The organism is Streptomyces sp. NBC_01635 (assembly GCF_045209715.1).
Lineage (GTDB): Bacteria > Actinomycetota > Actinomycetes > Streptomycetales > Streptomycetaceae > Streptomyces > Streptomyces hirsutus.
On the sequence record NZ_CP109277.1, the window covers coordinates 3,242,543 to 3,263,629 of the forward strand.

Annotated in this window: 17 protein-coding genes; 5 read left to right on the plus strand and 12 right to left on the minus strand. The window is 71.0% G+C overall.

Annotated elements, in window-relative coordinates; translation table 11 throughout:
• Window positions 1–4: 4 nt before the first annotated feature.
• From OHB56_RS15205 to OHB56_RS15215, 3 genes are all read right to left on the minus strand, one after another.
• Window positions 5–1,762, minus strand: coding sequence for a TIGR03767 family metallophosphoesterase (locus OHB56_RS15205; RefSeq protein WP_406353806.1), 1,758 nt, complete (start codon window positions 1,760–1,762; stop codon window positions 5–7).
• Between the two features lie 385 nt (window positions 1,763–2,147).
• A complete protein-coding gene (locus OHB56_RS15210) occupies window positions 2,148–2,333 on the minus strand; it encodes a hypothetical protein (protein ID WP_406353808.1) in 186 nt (61 codons plus the stop codon).
• A 205-nt stretch (window positions 2,334–2,538) separates the two neighbouring features.
• Window positions 2,539–3,009, minus strand: coding sequence for an NUDIX hydrolase (locus OHB56_RS15215; protein ID WP_326752762.1), 471 nt, complete (start codon window positions 3,007–3,009; stop codon window positions 2,539–2,541).
• 251 nt (window positions 3,010–3,260) lie between these two features.
• Here OHB56_RS15215 and OHB56_RS15220 point away from each other — a divergent pair, with 251 nt between their 5' ends.
• Window positions 3,261–6,566, plus strand: a complete 3,306-nt coding sequence (locus OHB56_RS15220; protein ID WP_406353810.1) for a S8 family serine peptidase — start codon at window positions 3,261–3,263, stop codon at window positions 6,564–6,566.
• A 108-nt stretch (window positions 6,567–6,674) separates the two neighbouring features.
• Here OHB56_RS15220 and OHB56_RS15225 read toward each other — a convergent pair whose 3' ends face one another.
• Window positions 6,675–7,607 (minus strand): hypothetical protein, encoded by a 933-nt coding sequence (locus tag OHB56_RS15225; RefSeq protein WP_406353812.1) that lies wholly within the window; start codon window positions 7,605–7,607, stop codon window positions 6,675–6,677.
• A 1-nt stretch (window position 7,608) separates the two neighbouring features.
• Entirely contained in the window at window positions 7,609–8,145 is a 537-nt protein-coding gene (locus tag OHB56_RS15230) for an RNA polymerase sigma factor (RefSeq protein ID WP_055592466.1), read from the minus strand.
• 366 nt (window positions 8,146–8,511) lie between these two features.
• Between OHB56_RS15230 and OHB56_RS15235 the strand changes: the two genes are divergently transcribed.
• Complete coding sequence (locus OHB56_RS15235) at window positions 8,512–9,528, plus strand: aspartate-semialdehyde dehydrogenase (RefSeq protein ID WP_406353814.1); 1,017 nt, start codon at window positions 8,512–8,514, stop codon at window positions 9,526–9,528.
• Window positions 9,529–9,595: 67 nt separating this feature from the next.
• On the opposite strand, the gene OHB56_RS15240 is transcribed toward OHB56_RS15235, so the two are convergent.
• Entirely contained in the window at window positions 9,596–9,943 is a 348-nt protein-coding gene (locus OHB56_RS15240; RefSeq protein ID WP_386398239.1) for a type II toxin-antitoxin system PemK/MazF family toxin, read from the minus strand.
• Entirely contained in the window at window positions 9,930–10,160 is a 231-nt protein-coding gene (locus tag OHB56_RS15245; protein ID WP_055630451.1) for a ribbon-helix-helix domain-containing protein, read from the minus strand. The genes OHB56_RS15240 and OHB56_RS15245 overlap by 14 nt, the downstream gene beginning before the upstream one ends.
• 302 nt (window positions 10,161–10,462) lie before the next feature.
• On the opposite strand from OHB56_RS15245, the gene pepN reads away from it, so the two are divergent.
• Window positions 10,463–13,069, plus strand: coding sequence for an aminopeptidase N (gene pepN / locus OHB56_RS15250; RefSeq protein WP_406353817.1), 2,607 nt, complete (start codon window positions 10,463–10,465; stop codon window positions 13,067–13,069).
• A gap of 302 nt (window positions 13,070–13,371) precedes the next feature.
• Here pepN and OHB56_RS15255 read toward each other — a convergent pair whose 3' ends face one another.
• Window positions 13,372–13,776 carry a (2Fe-2S) ferredoxin domain-containing protein gene (locus OHB56_RS15255; RefSeq protein ID WP_326752768.1) on the minus strand — a complete coding sequence of 135 codons (405 nt, stop codon included), beginning with the start codon at window positions 13,774–13,776 and terminating at the stop codon, window positions 13,372–13,374.
• Window positions 13,773–15,758, minus strand: a complete 1,986-nt coding sequence (locus OHB56_RS15260) for a heavy metal translocating P-type ATPase (protein ID WP_406353819.1) — start codon at window positions 15,756–15,758, stop codon at window positions 13,773–13,775. The genes OHB56_RS15255 and OHB56_RS15260 overlap by 4 nt, the downstream gene beginning before the upstream one ends.
• Before the next feature lie 93 nt (window positions 15,759–15,851).
• Between OHB56_RS15260 and OHB56_RS15265 the strand changes: the two genes are divergently transcribed.
• Window positions 15,852–16,241 carry a metalloregulator ArsR/SmtB family transcription factor gene (locus OHB56_RS15265; RefSeq protein ID WP_326752770.1) on the plus strand — a complete coding sequence of 130 codons (390 nt, stop codon included), beginning with the start codon at window positions 15,852–15,854 and terminating at the stop codon, window positions 16,239–16,241.
• Window positions 16,242–16,519: 278 nt separating this feature from the next.
• Here OHB56_RS15265 and OHB56_RS15270 read toward each other — a convergent pair whose 3' ends face one another.
• A complete protein-coding gene (locus tag OHB56_RS15270) occupies window positions 16,520–16,714 on the minus strand; it encodes a DUF397 domain-containing protein (protein WP_326752771.1) in 195 nt (64 codons plus the stop codon).
• Window positions 16,715–16,787: 73 nt separating this feature from the next.
• Entirely contained in the window at window positions 16,788–17,642 is an 855-nt protein-coding gene (locus OHB56_RS15275) for a transposase family protein (RefSeq protein ID WP_406353822.1), read from the minus strand.
• An 86-nt stretch (window positions 17,643–17,728) separates the two neighbouring features.
• On the opposite strand from OHB56_RS15275, the gene OHB56_RS15280 reads away from it, so the two are divergent.
• Complete coding sequence (locus OHB56_RS15280; RefSeq protein WP_326752773.1) at window positions 17,729–18,388, plus strand: MSMEG_1061 family FMN-dependent PPOX-type flavoprotein; 660 nt, start codon at window positions 17,729–17,731, stop codon at window positions 18,386–18,388.
• A 432-nt stretch (window positions 18,389–18,820) separates the two neighbouring features.
• Here the strand turns inward: OHB56_RS15280 and OHB56_RS15285 are convergent, their stop codons facing one another.
• A complete protein-coding gene (locus OHB56_RS15285) occupies window positions 18,821–20,863 on the minus strand; it encodes a TerD family protein (protein ID WP_406353824.1) in 2,043 nt (680 codons plus the stop codon).
• Window positions 20,864–21,087: the final 224 nt, after the last annotated feature.

A 21,087-nucleotide genomic window follows, 5' to 3' on the forward strand; every position in this document is an offset into this window, starting at 1 on the left:
CCGTCTACGCTTTGAGCAGGAGTTCCGTGTTGCGGTCCTGGGGGGTGCCACCGAGGTCGGTGCGGGCGCCGGGGGCGTTGTAGGACAGCTCGCGGTAGAGGGCGGCGAGGCCGGTCTGGGTGAGGTCGCCGTAGTCCGTGCGGGACGGGGCCGCGGACTCGACCAGGGTGGTGAACAGGGACAGGGTGCCGTCCTTGTTGTCCACCAGCTCGATGACGCGGGCGAGTTGGGGGAAGTCGACGTGGGAGGCGGTGGAGATCTCCCAGAAGGAGCCGGCCGAACCGGTGTGCGCGGTGACCGCGTTGCGGTGGATGTGGCCGTTGACCCAGGCCACCACGTTGCGGTGGGCGCCGAGGAGTTCGACGAGTTCCTTGCCGTCGTGGCGCCGCTCGTCGGGGCGGTCCGGGTCGCGGTGCGTGTTCGTCATCGACTCGCTGGTGTGGTGGCTGAAGACGATCGCGCGGTCACCCTTGTGGGTGCGCAGCGTCCGCTCCAGCCAGCGCAGTTGGGCCGTGCCGACGGAGCCCGCGTAGTGGCCGCCCGGGTCGGTGGTGTCGAGGCTGATGCCGATGACGTCGTCGGAGACGCGGAACGCGTAGTACTGGGTGCCCGCGTCGAGGTTGGCGGCGGAGTAGCCGTGCCCCACCGGGCCCGACCCTCGGTACGCGGGGTCCAGGTGGGCCTCGACGTACTCGGCGGGCGTGAAGGGGGCGCGCGCCTCGTCGGCGGTCACCGAACGCATGGCGCGGGCCTGCGACGCGAGGAATGCGGCGTACTGGACGCCCCGCGGGTCGGTGGCCTTCCTGATGGTCTGCTGGAGCTTCTTCGCCTCGGCCGCCCCGAGCTCCATCAGCTTCCGGCCGCCGACGGCGAGTTCGGTGAGGTACGGGTCGCCGTGGGAGGCGTAGCAGCCGAGCGGCATCGTGTCGTGGTTGCCGACGGTGGAGTACCAGGGGAGGTTGAGGCCGGGGCTGTTCACCTCGCGGACGGCCGCGGCGAGGAAGCCGTCGAGGTGCGGGAAGCCGAGCTGCTTGTCGGCGTCGCGGGTGGTGGAGTCCGGCTGCCAGTACTGGCGCAGACCGCTGTTCTGGACGCCTTCGTAGTGGCGCGGGTCCCCGCTGTTGGGGGTGATGCGGCCGCCGCTGAGCGCCGTCAGGAACCAGTCCAGTTCGGAGCGGGTGTTGTTGTCGGTGTTGTCGCCGGTGGTCATCGCGAAGTGCAGCGGGGAGCCGGTGACGGGGGCGCCGCGCAGGGCGTTGATCCGCTCGACGAGGGAGACCGCGCCGTGCACGGTGAGCGCCTCGTGCGGCCGCCAGGCGTGCACGTCGGCGGAGCGCAGGTACTCCAGGCGCAGCGGGTGCTGCGCGTCGATCACATGCAGGTCGGTGAGCTGCACGAACGCGGCGAGCGTGGTGCGGCGGTCTTCCCGGCCGGAGCGGGCTCCGGCCAGTTCGCCGCGTACCACCCGTTCCCAGCCGGGCCCCTCGTCGAGGCGCCGGTAGCCGGCGGCACGGCCGCCGCGCGGTACGGACATCCCGGCCACGGTGGTGCCGCGCGTGTACGGGGCGAGCGGGGCGGCCGGCGCCTGCCGGGAGGAGGTGAGGACGGTCCCGTCCGCGCCGGCATCGGCGGCGACGGCCTGGCCGCCGCCGGACCGCAGGGCGTATCCGGCACCGGCGGAGAGGGCGACCGCGCCGGTGACGGCGAGGAGGGAACGGCGGTGGAGTGCGGTGGAGTCGGCGACTGGGCGTGTGCGCGGCATGGCGCTTGTCCCCCCGGGTGCGAACGCATCGGCAGTGACCGCGGGGCGTTCGCCGGGCGAACATCCCGCTCGTACTGGATGCTTGGCAGCGGGAATGGCCTGCGTGTGAACGCGACGGCAACGCGCGACACCGATCGCCGTACGTGGATCTTGGACCACCCGGCCCGTCGGCATCCGCTTCCGCACCGGCCCGGAACCGGTCGCACCGCGTTCACTTGACGGGGGCCGGATGACTCGATACTCGGATCATTCCGACAATGAGGATGTTCGCGACCATTTACCGAAAAGCCTCGGTCTTCCGCCTGCCCCACGCACCGGTTCCCGAACCCGCGCGCCGCACTCCGCCACGGCGTCGTCGGCCGGGGTGTCGTCCGCCGGGGTGCCGTCAGCCGCGGTGCCGCGCGGCCGGCGCCACCATGCCGTGTCGCAGGCGGCGGAGGTACGTGGCGCGGCTGACGCGCAGGCTGCGGGCCACCTGCCCGTGAATGCCCGACCGGTCGACGCCGTACGCGCGCGGGATGCGCCCGGCCTCGGCGTCGGCCGCCACGGGGCTTGCCGCCAGGGCCTCCACGGCTTCCGCACCCGGACCCGTCCTGGGGGCTGACTCCGGCCAGGGGGGGGCTGGCCCCGGCCAGGGGGGGGCTGAACCCGGCCAGGGGGCTGACCCCCGGCCAGGGGGCTGACCCCCGGCCAGGGGGCTGACCCCCGGCCAGGGGGCTGACCCCCGGCCAGGGAGGCTGACCCCGGCCAGGGAGGCTGGACCCGGCCAGGGGCCGTCACTCCGCGTGTTCCACCCGTCCCGCCGCCGGGCGCTCCCGCCACAGCCGCAGACCGATGTCGACCAGGCGGATCCTGACCAGGTCCGGGACGGCGTCCAGGGGCTGCCAGGCGGCCAGCTCGGTGGAGCCTCCGATCTCGTTCCTCAGCCCGCCGCCGGTGATCCGCCCCTCGTAGACCAGCCGTACGGCGTGGTGGTCGGCCCTGCGTCCCGGGCGGCGGGCGAAGCCGTGCCGGACGAAGACGTGCCGGGCGGAGTTCACGCCGAGCAGCCCGGTGACCTCGATGCGGTACCCGGTCTCCTCCTCGACCTCCCGCCGCACGGTGTCGTACGGATCCTCGCCGTGCTCCATGCCGCCACCCGGCAGCACCCACTCCGGAGCACCTCCGGGCACCGGGGACCGGGCCAGCAGGAGCTGTCCGTCGCGCACCACCACGGCGTAGGCCGCCACCCTCAGGGTCTGCCGCATCCTGGGACGTTAACCCGCGGGCGCCCACAGGGCAGCCCACACGGACGACTTGCCCGTTTCGGACCTCAACACCCCATAAAAGCATCGCGGGTTTTCCCCATACCTTCATTTTGATTTCGCCAACCCTCGCCCAACACCCGCCCCTTGGGTAAGGCTCAACGATCGTCCGGGGCCGTATTCCGGACGATCGCGACCAGGGTCGATCGGCTCCGGTCGCTCCACGATGGTGCCTTTACTCACAAGGGATGCCGATGACCCATTCCTCCCCGCGCGAGTCGATATCGGGCGCCAGACGCGCGGCCCGTATCGCCCTGGCCGCCGGTCTCGTCGCCGCGCTCTCCGCGGTCGGCCCGATACCCCTGGCGGTCGCCGCCGACGCGCCGGCCGCCGTACCCGTCGACGGTGACGTCAAGTCCGCCCACGACAAGCTCGGTTCGAGTGACGCGGACCTCCTCGCCGAGGCCAAGGCCGACGGCGTCAAGAACGTCACGATGATGATCGCCACCGCCCCCGGGAAGACCGAGCAGGTCGCCGAGGAACTGAACGCGGTGAAGGGCGGTTCGGTCGGCCGGACCCACGACGAGCTGGGCTACGTCCGCGCCACCGTTCCCACCGCCAGGGCGGACGCGGCCATCGCCGCCGCCGCCAAGCTCTCCACCGTGCACGGCATCGACCTGCGCGACGAGATCCCGCTCGACGACCCGACCCCGGCCGCGGACACCACCGCCAAGGCCGCCGGCGGCAAGGACAAGGGCGCCGCCGCCTACCCGGGCCCCGACCGGCGGACCCCCGCGAAGAACCCGTACAACCCGTCCTTCGAGACGGGCGCCGTCGACTTCGTGAAGGACAACCCGAAGGCGGACGGCCGCGGCGTCACCATCGGCATCCTCGACTCGGGCGTGGACCTCGCCCACCCGGCGCTGCAGAGGACCACCACCGGCGAACGCAAGATCGTCGACTGGGTGACGGCGACCGACCCACTCGTCGACGGCGACAACACCTGGCGCCCGATGACCGAATCGGTGGCCGGGCCCACCTTCACCCACGACGGAAAGACCTGGACGGCGCCCTCGGGCTCGTACCGGATCAGCACGTTCAAGGAGTCGTACACCCTCGGCGGCGACGCGGGCGGCGACGCCAACTTCGACGGCGACACCACCGACGCCTGGGGCGTGCTGTACGACGCCGCGGCGGGGACCGTCCGGGTCGACCTGAACGGCAACCGGGACTTCTCCGACGACACCCCGATGAAGCCTTACAAGGACGGCTTCCAGATCGGGTACTTCGGCACCGACGACCCCTCCACCGAGGTCGCCGAGCGCCAGCCGTTCGTCGTGGAGATCCGCAAGGACGTGCTCCGCAACGCGGCCGGCGACAAGGCCGACTTCGTCAACATCGGTGTCATCGAGGGCTCGCACGGCTCGCACGTCGCCGGCATCACCGCCGCCCACGGCCTGTTCGGCGGGAAGATGAACGGCGCCGCGCCCGGCGCGAAGATCGTCTCCTCCCGTGCCTGCACCTGGTCCGGCGGCTGCACCAGCGTGGCGCTCACCGAGGGCATGATCGACCTCGTCACCGAGCGCGGTGTCGACATCGTCAACATGTCCATCGGCGGTCTGCCCGCGCTCAACGACGGCAACAACGCCCGCGCCGAGCTGTACACCCGCCTCATCGACACCTACGGTGTCCAGCTGGTGATCTCCGCGGGCAACTCCGGCCCCGGCGCCAACACCATCGGCGACCCGTCGCTGGCCGACAAGGTCATCTCGGTCGGCGCGTCCGTCTCCAAGGAGACCTGGGCCGCCAACTACGGCTCCGTCGTGAAGACGAAGTACGCCATGATGCCGTTCTCCTCGCGCGGTCCGCGTGAGGACGGCGGCTTCACACCGACGCTGATCGCGCCCGGCGCGTCGATCAACACCATCCAGACCTGGGCGGCGGGCCAGCCGGTCGCCGAGGCGGGCTACGGCCTCCCGGCCGGTTACGGCATGCTCCAGGGCACCTCGATGGCGTCCCCGCAGGCCACCGGCTCCGCCGCGCTGCTGCTGTCGGCCGCGAAGCAGAAGCGGATCGACCTGACGCCCGCGAAGCTGCGCACCGCCCTGACCTCCACCGCCCAGCACATCAAGGGCCTGCAGGCCTACGAGGAGGGCGCCGGTCTCATCGACCTCGAGGAGGCCTGGGACTCGATCCGGGACGGGGCCACCGCGCACGAGTACAACGTGAAGGCGCCGGTCGACACCGCGATCGAGCAGTTCCTGAAGACCCCCGGCTTCGGCACCGGCGTCTACGACCGCGAGGGCGGCCTGAAGGCCGGCCAGAAGAAGACGTACGACGTCACCATCACCCGTACGTCCGGTCCCGACCGCGCGATCCGGCACGAGCTCGACCTCGCGAACAACACCGACGGCGCCTTCCGCATCGTCGGCGAGGGCAAGGTCCAGCTGTCGCTGAACAAGCCGGCGACCGTCAAGATCCAGGCCGCGCCCCGGTCCGCGGGCCTCAAGAGCGCCATCCTGGAGGTCGACGACCCGCGCACCGAGGGCGTCGACCGGCAGATCCTGAGCACGGTGGTCGTCTCGGCTCCGCTGAAGCACACCTTCTCCGCCTCCGGCACGGCCCAGCGCAACGCCACCACCTCCTACTTCGTCACCGTGCCCGAGGGCGCGAAGACGCTGGAGGTCGCGCTGAGCGGTCTGAAGGCCACGAGCCAGACCCGGTTCATCGCCCTCCACCCCTACGGCGTCCCGGCCGACCCGACCTCGACGGTCAACTGCTACCCGAACTACAGCAACCCGGCCAACACCTGCCGCCCCGACCTGCGTTCGTACGTGAACCCGCAGCCGGGCGTCTGGGAGATCGAGGTCGAGTCGCGCCGCACCTCGCCGCTGCTCGACAACCCGTACAAGCTGGACGTCGCCGTGCTCGGCGCGGTCTTCGAGCCGGAGACCGTGACCGTGCCGGAGGCCGAGGTCGGTACTCCGGCCGACGTCTCCTGGAAGGTGACCAACCAGGCCGCCGCCCTGGACGGCAAGCTGGTCGGCGGCCCGCTGGGCTCCGCCAAGTCGGCCCGGCCCGCCATCTCCACGGGTGTCACGCACACCACCACCGTCACGGTGCCCGAGGGCGCCACGTCGCTCGACGTCGCCATCGGCAACGTCTCCGACACCGCCGCCGACCTGGACCTGGCGGTCCACAACGCGGCGGGCACCCTCGTCGCCCAGTCCGCCGACGGCGACTCGGAGGAGTCGGTGTCCATCGCCCGCCCGGCGGCCGGCACCTACACCGTCAAGGTCGTGGGCTACTCCGTCCCGGCCGGTTCCACCGACTACGCCTACCGGGACGTGTTCTTCTCCACCACGCTCGGCGAGGTCGCGGTCGACGGCGCCGCACCGGTGAGGATCGGCACGGGCGAGTCGGCCACCGTCTCCGGCACCGTCACGGCCGCCGCGGCGGCTCCCGAGGGACGTGAGTTCTTCGGCCGGGTGCAGCTGGTCAACGCGCGCGGCACGGTCGCGGGCACGGGCAGCGTGACGATTGAGAAGGTCGTGCCGTAGCCGACGGCGGCTGCCGGTACCGACTGTCTCCGACGACCGGGGGCGGGTGCCCGTACGGAGATCCGTACGGGCACCCGCCCCCTTCGTCGTCCGTGCGCCCGCCGACCGTCACTCGCAGGTCAGGGTGCGGGAGGCGGGCAGGGCGGCGGTGATCCGCGCCCGCTCGGGGGCGATGTCCTCCTCGCCGACGATCACCGCGTCCGGGACGGAGCCCTCGCGGGGCAGGCCGACCATGACCCGGTCTCCGGTGTGGAGCGGGGGCCGGTCGGTGGGCCCGGTCGGCTCGGTCGGCTCGGTCGGCTCGGTCGGCTCGGTCGGCTCGGTCGGCTCGGTCGGCTCGGTCGGCTCGGTCGGCTCGGTCAGGAAGGTGACCTCTCCGGCCTCGTCCTGTTCCCCCGCGGAGGCGTTCTCGTCCGGGCCGGTCCCCGGCGCCGGCTTGTAGCGGCGGGTCACCTCCAGCGTGACGCGCTCCTGTCCGGTGCCCGGCACCGGCTCCACCGCCGACACCGTGCCTTCGGCGACGAGCCGGGCACAGGCGAGGTAGTGAGGGGTGCCGAAGCCGGTACCGGCCGACCCCTTGGCGCCCGACGCCTCGTCGGCACCCGGCGCCTCGTCGGCGCCCACCGCCTTCCGGTCGGCCTCGGCCGACGACGACATGCCGTCGCCCTGCCCGGCCTGCGTCACGAGCCATCCCATGCCGAGGACCACCGAGGCGGCCGCCGCCGCGGCGAGCGCGCCGAAGGCGACCCTCAGCGGCCGGCGGGCACGGCGGGGCGGCCGGGCGACGGCGGGCAGGGGCCGCACCGGCACGGGGCCGGGCTCCGCTTCCCGGGCCAGCGTGTCCCCGATGAGCCCCAGCTGCTCCCGCAGCACGGCGACATCGGCGGCCGCCGCGTCCCGCGCGGCCGTGAACGCCGGGTCCTGCCGGGCCGCCGCGGGCAGCGGCTCGTCGAGGATCGCGGCCATGAGGGCGTCGACGCCGTCGTACTCGGTGCCGCGCTCGTCTCCGGTGTTGTTCCGGTCTTCGTCGTGGAGGCTCACGTCACACCACCTCGTCCTCGTGCAGGCGGGCGCGCAGGGCCCGGACCGCCGTGTGCAGCCTGCTCTTGACCGTGCCCTCCGGGACGCCGAGCTGCTCGGCGATCGAGCGCACCGGGAGGTCGGCGTAGAACCGCAGCACGACGACCTGGCGCTGGGCGTCGGGCAGCCCGTCCAGGCCGCGGGCGACGGCGAGGGAGAGCAGGCGGGTCTCCTCGTCGGCGGGGGGCTCGGCGGGGCGCAGCGCGGCGAGGCGTTCGCCGAGCCGCTCCTGGCGGCGTTTGGCCCGGTGCCAGTCCATGGCGAGGTTGGAGGCGACCACCGCCGCCCACGCCGAGACGTCCCGGGGCGCGTCCTGCCCGCTCGCGGCGCGTTCCAGCAGCCGCAGCCGGACTTGTTGCACCCCGTCCGGCAGGTCGGTCTGCGGCACCCCGCCGAGCGCGAGCACCGCCCGGACCCGGCGCTCCTGCGCCGCGTCCAGCGGGTCGTCCTCCGCGGCGCCGTACGCCTGCCGGCCACGCCGGATCCTTCCGCGCAGCACTGCCCACCCCCCCTCACGCCGTTTCTCCTACGACGCCGGTCGGGGCCGGAACGTTCGCCCCTCGCCCGGACCGGACAGAGGCGTACGTCACACCTTCGTGTGGAGGGAGTGGGCCGGGGCAGGGAACCTTGCGGCCGCCGACCTCCGAAGGGCGAATTCCTGCAGCTCAAAGGGGTGGCGACCGCAGGTCCGCGACCGGCGGCCCCGGGCCGCGCGTCCCACTGTGCGGGCAGGGGGCGCAAAGAATTGGACAGGCGGGCCGTGGTCGGCCGCATGATGGAAACGCCCGGCCGTCGGGCAAAGGGCACATGTAAGTCGTATACGCCGTATACGGCGCAGAGCGCAGCAGGCAGTGAGGGAGACGCCGTGAGGGTCGGAATCGTCGGAGCCACCGGTCAGGTGGGCACGGTCATGCGCAGCATCCTCAAGGAGCGGAACTTTCCGCTGACCGAGCTGCGCCTGTTCGCCTCGGCCCGCTCGGCGGGGACGGAGCTGGACGGCGTGACGGTGGAGGACGCGTCCACCGCCGACTACACCGGCCTGGACATCGTGCTGTTCTCCGCGGGCGGCGCGACCTCGAAGGCGCTGGCCGAGAAGGTCGCCTCGCAGGGCGCGGTCGTGATCGACAACTCGTCCGCATGGCGCAAGGACCCCGAGGTCCCGCTGGTCGTCTCCGAGGTGAACCCGGACGCGATCGCGAACCGCCCCAAGGGCATCATCGCCAACCCGAACTGCACCACGATGGCCGCGATGCCGGTGCTGCGTCCGCTGCACGACGAGGCGGGCCTGGACGCGCTGGTGGTCGCCACCTACCAGGCGGTGTCCGGCTCCGGCCTGGCGGGCGTGGCCGAGCTGCACGGCCAGACCCAGAAGGTCGTCGCCGACGCCGACCAGCTGACCCACGACGGCGGCGCGGTCGACTTCCCCGAGCCGGCCGTCTACCAGCGCCCCATCGCCTTCAACGTGCTGCCCCTCGCCGGCAGCATCGTGGACGACGGTCTGAACGAGACCGACGAGGAGCAGAAGCTGCGCAACGAGTCCCGCAAGATCCTGGACATCCCCGGGCTCAAGGTCTCCGGCACCTGCGTGCGCGTCCCGGTCTTCTCCGGGCACTCCCTGCAGATCAACGCCCGCTTCGCCCGCCCGATCAGCCCCGAGCGCGCGACCGAGCTGCTGGCCGACGCCCCCGGCGTCGTCCTCACCGACATCCCCACCCCGCTCCAGGCGGCGGGCCAGGACCCGTCCTACGTCGGCCGCATCCGCCGCGACGAGACGGTCGACAACGGCCTGGCCCTCTTCGTCTCCAACGACAACCTCCGCAAGGGCGCGGCCCTGAACACCGTCCAGATCGCGGAACTGGTGGCGGCCGAACTCAAGGGCTGACCACTGTCCGGCCCTGAAGGGGGCGTCCGCCGGTCAGCCGGCGGACGCCCCCTTTTTTTCGGCATGCTCACAACGCCAGATGCCGCCGCAGCGCCACGTCGATCTCGGCCATGCGCTGCCGTGGCACGGCGCCGACCCTGTGCAGCAGGCGGTCCGGCGCAACAGAACGGACCTGTTCGCACTGCACCTTGGAATCCTTCGGCAGACGGCTCTCGTCGGAGCGAAGGAAGACCTGGAACGTCAGGACGCGAGAGGTGTTGGACGTCAGCGGCGCCACCGTGACGACTCCCCTGTTGTGCCGTACGACGGACTCGTTGGCAGCGTTGTTGGAGACGATCACCGCGGGTCTGACCTTGTTGGCCTCACTGCCCCGCACCGGCTCCAAGTCCACCATGTAGATGTCACCACGCCTCATGGGCGATCCCGTCTCCACTCGCCCGGTCCCACAACCCGGCGTCCTCGCTCCCGTCCCATTCGGCGAAAGCCTCCGTGTACTCCCGCTCGAGCTGCGCCTGCCTGAGCAGCCCGATCGCGGCGTGTATCACAGCTGATCTGGACTCGGCCTCCGTACGGGCGGCGTACTCGTCGACGAAGGCCAGGTCCTCCTGGGGCAGACTCACACTGATCTTCATACCTTCAATGCTACCCGTAGTAGGAAGGATGCGGCTACCGCTCTCCACTCGAGAGTGCAGGCGGGTACGACCGTCTCGCACCGCAGACGTCCGCTCTCCCCCCGCCACCTTTCACCCGGGACCGGCGCAGGAGCGGGGGGGGGAGAGCGGATGGAGGGGAGAGGCGGGGCGGTGTACGGGTCGCCGCCATGGTTCCGGGCTCACGCCGGGCGGGGCACGCCACCCGCGGGGAATGGTCATCGCGTTTCGCGCCGGTGGCGTGGAAGGATGGCGAGACCGACCCATGACGAGGAGATGACCGCGTGCCTGGCACAAACCTGACTCGCGAAGAGGCGCAGCAGCGGGCGAAGCTGCTGACCGTTGACTCGTACGAGATCGATCTCGACCTCTCCGGCGCGCAGGAGGGCGGCACCTACCGGTCCGTGACCACGGTGCGCTTCGACGTCTCCGCGGACGCCTCCACCGGCGCGAACGGCGCGGAGTCGTTCATCGACCTGGTGGCTCCCACCGTGCACGAGGTGACGCTCAACGGAGACGCCCTCGACCCCGCCGAGGTCTTCGAGGACTCCCGGATCGCCCTGCCCGGACTGCTCCCGGGCCGCAACGTGCTGCGGGTGAGCGCCGACTGCGCGTACACCAACACCGGTGAGGGCCTGCACCGGTTCGTCGACCCGGTCGACGACCAAGCCTACCTGTACACCCAGTTCGAGGTGCCGGACGCCCGTCGCGTCTTCGCGAGCTTCGAGCAGCCCGACCTCAAGGCCACTTTCCAGTTCACCGTGAAGGCACCGGCCGGCTGGACCGTCATCTCCAACTCCCCCACGCCCGAACCCCGGGACAACGTCTGGGAGTTCGAGCCGACGCCGCGGATCTCGACGTACATCACCGCGCTGATCGTCGGCCCGTACCACTCCGTGCATAGCGTGTACGAGAAGGACGGCCAGTCGGTGCCGCTCGGCATCTACTGCCGGCCCTCGCTCGCCGAGTACCTCGACGCGGACGCCATCTTCGACGTCACGCGGCAGGGCTTCGAGTGGTTCCAGGAGAAGTTCGACTACGCGTACCCCTTCGGGAAGTACGACCAGCTGTTCGTGCCGGAGTTCAACGCGGGCGCGATGGAGAACGCCGGCGCGGTGACCATCCGCGACCAGTACGTCTTCCGGTCGAAGGTGACGGACGCCGCCTACGAGGTGCGCGCCTCGACGATCCTGCACGAGCTGGCCCACATGTGGTTCGGCGACCTGGTCACCATGGAGTGGTGGAACGACCTGTGGCTGAACGAGTCGTTCGCCACCTACGCCGAGGCCGCCTGCCAGGCGGACGCGCCGGGCTCGAAGTGGCCGCACTCGTGGACGACGTTCGCGAACTCCATGAAGACCTGGGCGTACCGGCAGGACCAGCTGCCGTCCACCCACCCGATCATGGCCGACATCCGTGACCTGGACGACGTCCTGGTCAACTTCGACGGCATCACCTACGCCAAGGGCGCCTCGGTCCTCAAGCAGCTGGTGGCCTACGTCGGCAAGGACGCCTTCTTCAGCGGCGTGCAGGCCTACTTCAAGCGCCACGCGTACGGCAACACGCGCCTGTCCGACCTGCTGGGCGCCCTGGAGGAGACCTCCGGCCGCGACCTGAGCACCTGGTCGAAGAAGTGGCTGGAGACCGCCGGCATCAACGTCCTGCGCCCGGAGATCGAGACCGACGGCGCGGACGGCACGGGGACCATCACCTCCTTCGCCATCCGCCAGGAGGCGCCCGCGCTGCCCGCCGGCGCCAAGGGCGAGTCGACCCTGCGCCCGCACCGGATCGCGGTCGGCCTGTACGACCTGGACGAGGCGAGCGGCAAGCTGGTGCGCGTCGACCGGGTCGAGCTGGACGTCGACGGCGAGCTGACCGCCGTACCGCAGCTCGTCGGCAAGGCCCGCCCGGCCGTCGTGCTGCTCAACGACGACGACCTGTCGTACGCCAAGGTGCGTCTGGACGAGCGGTCGCTGGCCTTCGTCACCGAGCACCTGGGCGACTTCGAGGCCTCCCTGCCGCGCGCCCTGTGCTGGGCGTCGGCCTGGGACATGACCCGGGACGCCGAACTGGCCACCCGCGACTACCTCTCGCTGGTGCTGTCGGGCATCGGCAAGGAGTCGGACATCGGCGTCGTGCAGTCGCTGCACCGCCAGGTGAAGCTGGCGATCGACCTGTACGCCGCCCCGAACACCCGCGAGGCGCTGCTCACCCGCTGGACGGAGGCCACGCTGGCCCACCTGCGGGCCGCCGAGGCGGGCAGCGACCACCAGCTGGCGTGGGCCCGCGCCTTCGCCGCGACGGCGAGGACGCCGGAGCAGCTGGACCTCCTGGACAGCCTGCTGGAGGGCACGCAGACGATCGAGGGCCTGGCCGTCGACACCGAGCTGCGCTGGGCGTTCGTGGAGCGGCTGGCGGCGGTGGGCCGGTACGACGAGACCGAGATCGCGGGCGAGTACGAGCGCGACAGGACCGCCGCGGGCGAGCGTCACGCGGCGACCGCGCGTGCCGCCCGGCCCACCGAGGAGGCCAAGGCGGAGGCGTGGGCGTCGGTCGTGGAGTCCGACAAGCTGCCGAACGCGCTCCAGGAAGCGGTCATCGCCGGCTTCGTCCAGACCGACCAGCGCGAGCTGCTGGCGCCGTACACGGACCGGTACTTCGAGGCGGTGGCCGAGGTGTGGGAGTCCCGCTCGCACGAGATGGCCCAGCAGATCGCGGTCGGCCTCTACCCGGCGATCCAGGTCTCCGAGGAGACCCTGGAGAAGACGGACGCCTGGCTGGCCTCCGCCGAGCCGAACGCGGCCCTGCGCCGCCTCGTCTCGGAGTCCCGCGCGGGCGTGGAACGCGCCCTGCGCGCCCAGGCGGCGGACGCGGCGGCCGAAGGGGCGTAGCCCGTACGCGTATGTATCAGGGGCGCCCGGCGTTGCTTACGCCGGGCGCCCCTGGCGTTCCTTGAGCCCGTCGGTGAAGGCGGGAGGGGGACGGAGAGTCGCCCGACCGCCAGGCCATCAGGGTCTGCTGTCGTCTGGGGCGAGCAGGCTGGGGAGCTCGGCGATCGCCTCCGGGCGGACCCGGTCGCCGCGGCGAACGCCGCTCTGATCGAGGGCCACGGACGTGTACCGATCGTGGCGCACTGGGGCGAGGGCCTGCTGGTGTGCAGTCGGATGCGACGGCGCCCGGCCCGGAAGGTCGGTCAGTCGTGGAGTTCGGCGCGGACGCGGCGTGAGGGCTGGAAGGTGTAGAGGTCGAGGATGCCGGGCGGGTCGGCGAGGCCGGGGCCGCCGTTGCCGACCCAGGTGGTGATGTCGGTGGTGGCGTCGGGGTCGTTGACCAGGCCGAGCCAGACGGGGGCACCGCCGTTCTTGCGGCCTTCGGCGGAGGGCTGGACGACGATGACGTTGGCGCGTTCGCACGCGCCGAGGCAGCCGGTGACCCGTACGGTCGCGGCGCCGTCCACAGCCTGGCGCAGGTCGCGCAGTTGGGCTGTGTGGTCGAGGCCGGGGATCTTGGGGGTGCCGCAGCAGCATCCGCGGCAGACGGTGATGGTGGGCCGTGTGGCCCCCGCGACGGGGGCGGCACGGCGGGTGCGTTTACTCACGCGGTGTCCTCGGTGTCTTTGGCAGGGTTGGTCCAGGCTGCCTCGCGCAGCAGGCGCAGGCCGTTGAGGCCGACGATGACGGTGGATCCCTCGTGCCCGGCGACGCCGAGGGGCAGCGGGAGGGTGCCGATCAGGTCCCAGGCGACCAGGACGGTGATGAACACCCCGGCGATGGCCAGGTTCTGGACGACCAGGCGGCGGGCGGTGCGCGAGAGGTTCACGACGGTGGGGAGGGTGGCCAGCTCGTCGCGGACCACAACGGCATCGGCTGTCTCCAGGGCTAGGTCGGAGCCGGCCTTGCCCATGGCGATCCCGGAATGGGCGGCGGCAAGCGCAGGTGCGTCGTTGACACCGTCGCCGACGACGAGCACCTTGCGGCCCTGCTCCTCCCCTTCCCGCACAGCGGCGACCTTGTCCTGCGGCAGCAGCCCGGCGCGGACGTCCGTGATGCCGACCTCGGCGGCCAGGTGCCGGGCGGCGCGCTCGTTGTCGCCGGTCAGCAGCACCGGGGTGCGGCCGGTCAGGCGGGTGAGGGCGGCGACGGTGGCGGCGGCGTCCGGCCGCAGCCGGTCGGCGATGCCCAGCACCCCCACCGGTGCGCCGTCGCACAGCACCGCCACCGCGGTACGCCCGGCGTCCTCCAGCTCCCGCACCACCTTCTGGTGGGCCGGGTCGGCGTCGGCGGGCAGCAGCCGGGCCGGGGAGCCGACCTGGACGGTGTGGCCGGCGATGACGGCGGTGACGCCCTGACCGGGGACGGAGGTGAAGTCGCCCGCGTCGGCCAGGACCAGAGCGCGTTCGCGGGCGGCGTCCACGACGGCGCGTGCCAGCGGGTGCTCGCTGGGGTGCTCGGCCGAGGCGGCGAGGGCGAGCACCTCGTCCTCGGCCAGGGCGCTGCCGGGAAGCGGGCGGATGTCGGTGACGCGGGGGGTGCCCTCGGTCAGGGTGCCGGTCTTGTCGAGCGCGACGGCGTCGATCTGCCCGAGGCGTTCCATCACGACGGCGGACTTGACGAGCACACCGTGGCGTCCGGCATTGGCGATCGCGGACAGCAGCGGCGGCATCGTGGAGAGCACCACCGCACAGGGCGAGGCGACGATCATGAACGTCATCGCCCGCAGCAGAGCCGACCGCAGCTCGTCGCCGAAGGCGAGCGGGACGGCGAAGACGGCCAGGGTCGCGATGACCATGCCGATCGAATAACGCTGCTCGATCTTCTCGATGAACAGCTGCGTGGGGGCCTTGGTCTCGGAGGCTTCCTCGACCATCTTCACGATCCGGGCGATCACCGAGTCCGCCGGGTCACGCTCGACCCGCACGCGCAGGGCGCCGGTGCCGTTGACGGTGCCGGCGAACACCTCGTCTCCGGAATGCTTCGCCACCGGCAGAGGCTCGCCGGTGATGCCGGCCTGGTCGACATCGCCGGCTCCGTCGAGGACCTGGCCGTCGGCGCCGATCCGCTCGCCGGGTCGGACCAGGATCGTGTCCCCGACCTTCAACTGTGAGGCGTCGACGCTCTCCTCGGTGCCGTCGGGCAGGAGCCTGGTCGCGGTGGAGGGGGTGAGGTCGAGCAGGCCGCGCACGGAGTCCGCGGTGCGGGCGGTCGCGATCGCCTCCAGGGCGCCGGAGGTGGCGAAGATGACGATCAGCAGCGCACCGTCCAGGACTTGGCCGATCGCAGCGGCGCCGAGCGCCGCGACGACCATCAGCAGGTCCACGTCCAGCGTCTTGTCCTTCAGGGCCTTCAAGCCCTCCCAACCCGGCTCCCAGCCGCCGGCGACGTAGGTGGCGGCGAACAGCGCCCCCCACAGCCACCCCGGGGCACCCAGCAGGTACAGCGGCAGGGCGAGCAGGAACAACACCAGCGCAGCCAGCGCCCACCGGGCCTCCGGCAGCGCCAGGACGCGCGTGCGGCGCCGCGGCAGGCCGGGAGGCGGCCCGGCTGCGGCCGGCGCGGGTCGCTGGTCCAGGACAGAGGGCATGGCAAAGAACCCTTCACGGGCGGGAGGGGAAACGACCTTCACCGTACAGGAATACCTGAACAGATTTTCATGTGTTGTCGTTAGGATGGACGCATGGGTCACGGAGCCGACGGCAGGAACCACGCCACCCCGCGCGAGCGACTGGACGCGGCGGGGGCGACCGACGTAGCCGCGACCCTCCAGGCTCTGGCCACCCCCTCACGCCTGTACATCCTGGCCCGGCTCCAGGAAGGCCCCTGCTCGGTCGGCGACCTCGCCGACTCCGTCGGCATGGAAGCCTCCGCCTGCTCCCACCAGCTGCGCCTGCTACGCAACCTGGGACTGGTCTCCGGCGAGCGCCACGGTCGTTCCATCGTCTACTCGCTGCACGACAACCACGTCGCCGAGCTCCTGGAGCAAGCCCTCTTTCACGTGGAGCATCTACGGCTCGGCCTGCGCGACGCCCCCGCCTCCGCGGCAGCGCCGGCCGCGAACCGGCGATAAGCAGCCGCGCAGGCCGGACGGCCATCGCGATGTCCTCCGTGAAGCACAAAGAGATCATCAGCAGGAACATGTCGCCGAACGGTGGACCGAGCGACTCGCCCCGAGACCATCCCCGCGGGTGCGGGGAGCAGAAGTACCTGGACTGGTGCAGCAACGTCCGCCCGGGACCATTCCCGCGGGCGCGGGGATGGTCCCGGGCGCGCGGCCACGACCTGCGCGTCCCTGCCCTGCTCCCCGCCCCCGTGGGGATCAAATTTCAAAGGGTGCCCCGCGTCACGTCAAGCCCCTCGGCGCTCCTTGAGCGCGCCGACGAAAGCAGCGAAGGTGGGGATGGGGACCGAGAAGGCGGCACGTGAGAGCCGCTTCGAGTCACGGATGGCTATGTGGCCGCCCAAGTCCGCGATCTCCACGCAGTCATTGCCCTCTCCGCCACCTGAGTAGGAAGACTTGCGCCATTGCGTGGGGGCGGTCATCGGATACCTCACAGCTCCTTGGCCAGCTGATGAATGAGGTCACGCGACGGCTCCGGTGCGAGTGACCCGGTCCTCACACTACGGAACAGGTCTTCGAAATACGCCAGTTGGGCTTCACCGTCAAGGAAGGCCGTACCGGGGAGCGTCGCGCACCACGGTCCAGGCGCGGGACCGGACCGCCCAGGTGCACCATGGCGCTTCCCGCACCCGCGAAGTCGTCCAGCGCGAAGGGGATACCCCTGACGGTGACATGGTCGGCGTCTGCCGTCTCCAGGATGCGAGTGAGTTGAGCTCGTATCACCGTGCGTCCGGCAACACTTACGGGCTGACCCGCGATTGATCTTGGGGCGTGTTGGCCTGCGGGTTCGGCAGGCAAGTGGTTCAGCAGGCCGTTGTGCGGACGTGCGCCGGCTCGGTGCTCGGGTTGTACCGGGTGGGTCGCTTGGCGGCGCGGTCGGGGACCGGGGCGGCCCGCGTGTGGGCGGCGGACCTGGGTCTCCATCCCGTCGATCCGCAAGGTGACGTCCTCGGCCGCGACATATACGAACACGTCCTCCAGGGTCCGTAGCCGGATGCCGGGCCGGTCGGGGACGGCGAACCCACGGTCCGCCGGCAGCGGGCGGACCTCCCGGATCGCCCGGCCGATCGTGGAGGACCCCACCTCGTAGAGCACGCTCAACGCCTCATGGGTGAGCCCGGTCCGCAGATGGATCAGTGGCACCAGGAGCCGGTCGGTGAAGACCGGTTCGTACTTCGGCCCGGCCCCCGCCTCCCGCCGGCGGTCGCCCTCACGTCGCTCATGGCGCCCGGACTCACAGCGCGCCACCCAACGCGGAGCGAGTTCTGCGACCAACTCGCCCAGACGGTGGCGCGACAGCCCGCAGAAGGCAGGATGGGACATGGCCGCGCGGGCCTGTTTGGTCTTCACACACCAGACAACTCGCGCGGGTGTCTCTATGTCCCCGCACTCACCGGCCAAGATCAATCGCAGGTCGGCCCGTTAGGGTCGGAGGCATGACGACACCCCTTGCCGGCAGCGCCTTCGACTCGCTCCGCCTCGACGCCGTGCCGGACCGGGAGGCGCTGCGCCGGGCCTACGAACTGCCCAGTGACGCGGCCGTGCGTAAGCAGATGACCGAACTCACCGAACAGACCCGGCGGTTGATCGGATGTTCATCGCTGGTCCTGGTCGCCAGCGCGGATGCCGAGGGCAACTGTGACGTTTCCCCTCGCGGAGGCCCTGCCGGGTTCGTCGCCGTCCTGGACGCACGGACGGTGGCGATACCGGACGCGACCGGCAACAAGCGTCTGGACACCCTGCAGAACGTTGTCGCCACTGGGCGGGCCGGGCTGCTGTTCGTCATCCCGGGGCGCACCACGACGCTCAGGGTGAACGGCCGGGCTGTCGTCTCCACCCGCCCGGAGCTGCTGTCGCAGCTGACCGCCGTGGGCAAGCCGCCGGCCAGTGCGCTGGTGCTGGGGATCGAGGAGGTCTACCCGCACTGCCCCAAGTCGCTGCTGCGCAGCGGGGCCTGGAAGCCGGAGCAGTGGCTGCCGGCGGACGCCCAGCCGACCTCGGCCGAGGTGACGCTGGCCCAGCTGCGGATGCCGGCGCTGACGATCGCTGACATCGAGCAGGCGGAGGCGGATTCGCTGAAGTACCGGTACGAGTAACGGGCCGACATGCGATTGCTGAACCACCAGCCCGCCGAACCCCTGGACCAGCACGCCCCAAGATCAATCGCGGGGCAGCCCGTTATACGTAGCGCCGCTTCGTGGATCACCGTCTCGTACGGGATCGGGTCGGGTCCTTCGATGATGGCCTTCGCCGCATCCTGTGGCCCACCCGGTACTCCACCTCGACATCCGGGAGCTCCGGATTCATGTAGGCGATCGGCATCCGCACAGGAGTAGTTGGAAGCAAGTTGACGTAGGCACTCCTTACTCACTCCCGCGAGAGCGGATTCGATGCGACTGATCCGGGCAGGCCTCACCCCAGGTAACGCTGCGGCTTCCCGAGCAGCGAGACCTGGGGGCGAGTGGACGGTGCAAGAGGACGGTCTCGCGGTGAGCCGGGAGGCCGTTGCCGTTGTCAGCGCCCGGGCGTCATCCGGTCGTCGCGCGTTCCTTGGACGACGTTCGGCGTGTTGTCGGGGCGTCCAGATGGATGACGACGGTGGTGTAGAAGCGGTGTACAGCGTCGTCGACGCTGCGGATGAAGCCGGACTCGGCGTTGCCGCGGCCGCTTCCCATGCTCTTGAGCAGGGACAGACGGAACCCGGTGATCTTGGTGCCGTTGTCCTTGGGGAGCAGGTCCGCCGGCTCGGGGCGGAGCCGCTCCAGCGTCCCGCGTGGACCTCCGGTTTCGCTGTCGACGAGGGTTTCGACGTGGAGGTCCGCCGGTGCCTCGGCCAGGCGGCGGACGAGTCGCTTGGCCCAGCTCAGGGGATAGCCCTGCTCGGGCGCCGGGATTTCGATGGAGGTGCGCAGTTTGCCGGTGCGCAGGTCGGCGCTGACGGCCAGGACGCCGGGGGTGCCCTCGATGCGCAGCTCCGCCTGGAGTCCTCCATCGAGACAGAGCTGGTCGGCGAGGCGGTTTCGGCGTTCCTTGGGATCCGCTCCGCGCTTGGCCCGCTGGACGGGCAGTACCTTCTGTCCGAGTTCGCCGCCCAGCCTGAGGCAGACCTGGCGGATGAGCCGTTCCCAGTTCTCGACCACCTCCAGTGCCCGTGCGTCGCCCTGGCAGAGGGTTTCGTCGTCGATCCCGTTGCGCACGGGGACCCAGGCGGGCCCCATGTTCTGGAAGCCGTGGCAGCCGGAGTTCTCGTGCTGCAGGTAGTGCAGCAGCTCCTGCAGAAGCCAGGCGTGCGCCGCGTCGCTCACTCCCTCATGCCTGATCAGCATCTGTGCCTGGTGAACGACTTCCGCCCAGGACAGGTGCCACAGGGCCACTTTGTGCTTGCGCCGCTTGTCGATCTTGACATCGACGAGCGGGCTGCCCTCCAGTGCGACGTCGTTCGTCAGCGTGATCACGGCTTCATAACCGCGGCGCGCGGCGATGTCCATGTACGCCTGCACCTGGTCGGCCTTGAGCCCGTTGCCGTTGGTCTTCGTCTCGACCAGCGCGGTCCACAACTTGCCGGCCCGCTCCACACGGATCACCCCGTCCGGGCGCCGCGGACTGTCACCATGAGGCAGGGAGACCTCCGTGAACGTCTCCATGCGACCCGCCGGAGCCCCGAACCCGGCGGTGAGTCTCCTGCTGAACTCCGGCACCTGCGCCATCACCGACAGCAGCACCGAGGTGGCGCGCATCTCACGGTCCCGGTCGTTCTTGAGCACCGAGACCGGGAAAAGTCTGGCCTGCCTCCAGGAGTCGTTCTCCGCCAGAGTCTTCTTGACCGTCTTGGGAAGGGTGACCTTCTTCTTCGCGGTGCGGGGACGAGCGGCAGGCTTCTTCGGCTCGACGACCTCGCCCTCAGGCCGACGAGGAGCAGGAATGTCCTCCCCCGTCACCTGCCGGTCCGGCTCCTCGATCGGCGCCGGACTCGTCACCTCCGCCTGCTCGTCGCCTTCGGCATCGTTGAGTGCCCCCTCCGCCTCCGCGGCAGCGTCGTCCTCGATATCGACGCCGAAGTCCGTCGCCAGCCCCGCAAGACCGGTTTCGTAGCCCTGGCCGACGGCACGGAACTTCCACTCCTCTCCGCGCCTGTACAGCTCGCCGAAGATGACCGCCGTCACGGAGCCGGCGTCATCGACGGCGAACCGGCAGAGGTTCTCACCGGCTGCGTCGGCCAGCGTGATCCGCACGTCTTCCAGCTCACCGAAGCGGGCTCCGCCGTACCGGCTCGCAGCGACGACGATCCGGTCGATCTCGGACGGTACCGCGGTGAGGTCGAAGCTGATCCGGTCCTCGCTGCCGTCCGCCGTCGGCGTCTTGCCCAGAAGCTGCACGCTTCCATCAGCGGCTACCGGATGGTTGTAGAAGTAGAAGTCGCTGTCGCTGCGCACCTTGCCGTTCGCGTCCAGCAGCAGGACCGACACATCCGCGTCGCCCTCACCGGTAGGGCTGGCCCAGCCCAGACCGACGATCACTGAACCGACGTCGTCGCTCAGGTCCGTCAGGGCCACGTTCGAGCCCTTGATCATTTCCTGCACAAAGCCCCCCAACGGCACACCCTGGGCAGACGGGGGATTCCACCCCTCTACCCCCTTGCGCGACACAAGATGACGAGTCGCACGAAGAAGACTGTAATACGCACGGAGCTTAGTCGTGGAGATTCCGTGAAGCCAGGTTCACGGCAGGACAGTCCGGCGCCCAGCAGGGCCTGCTTCCCCTTCAGCGTCACGCGTCGGCACGGCATACGCCCCCT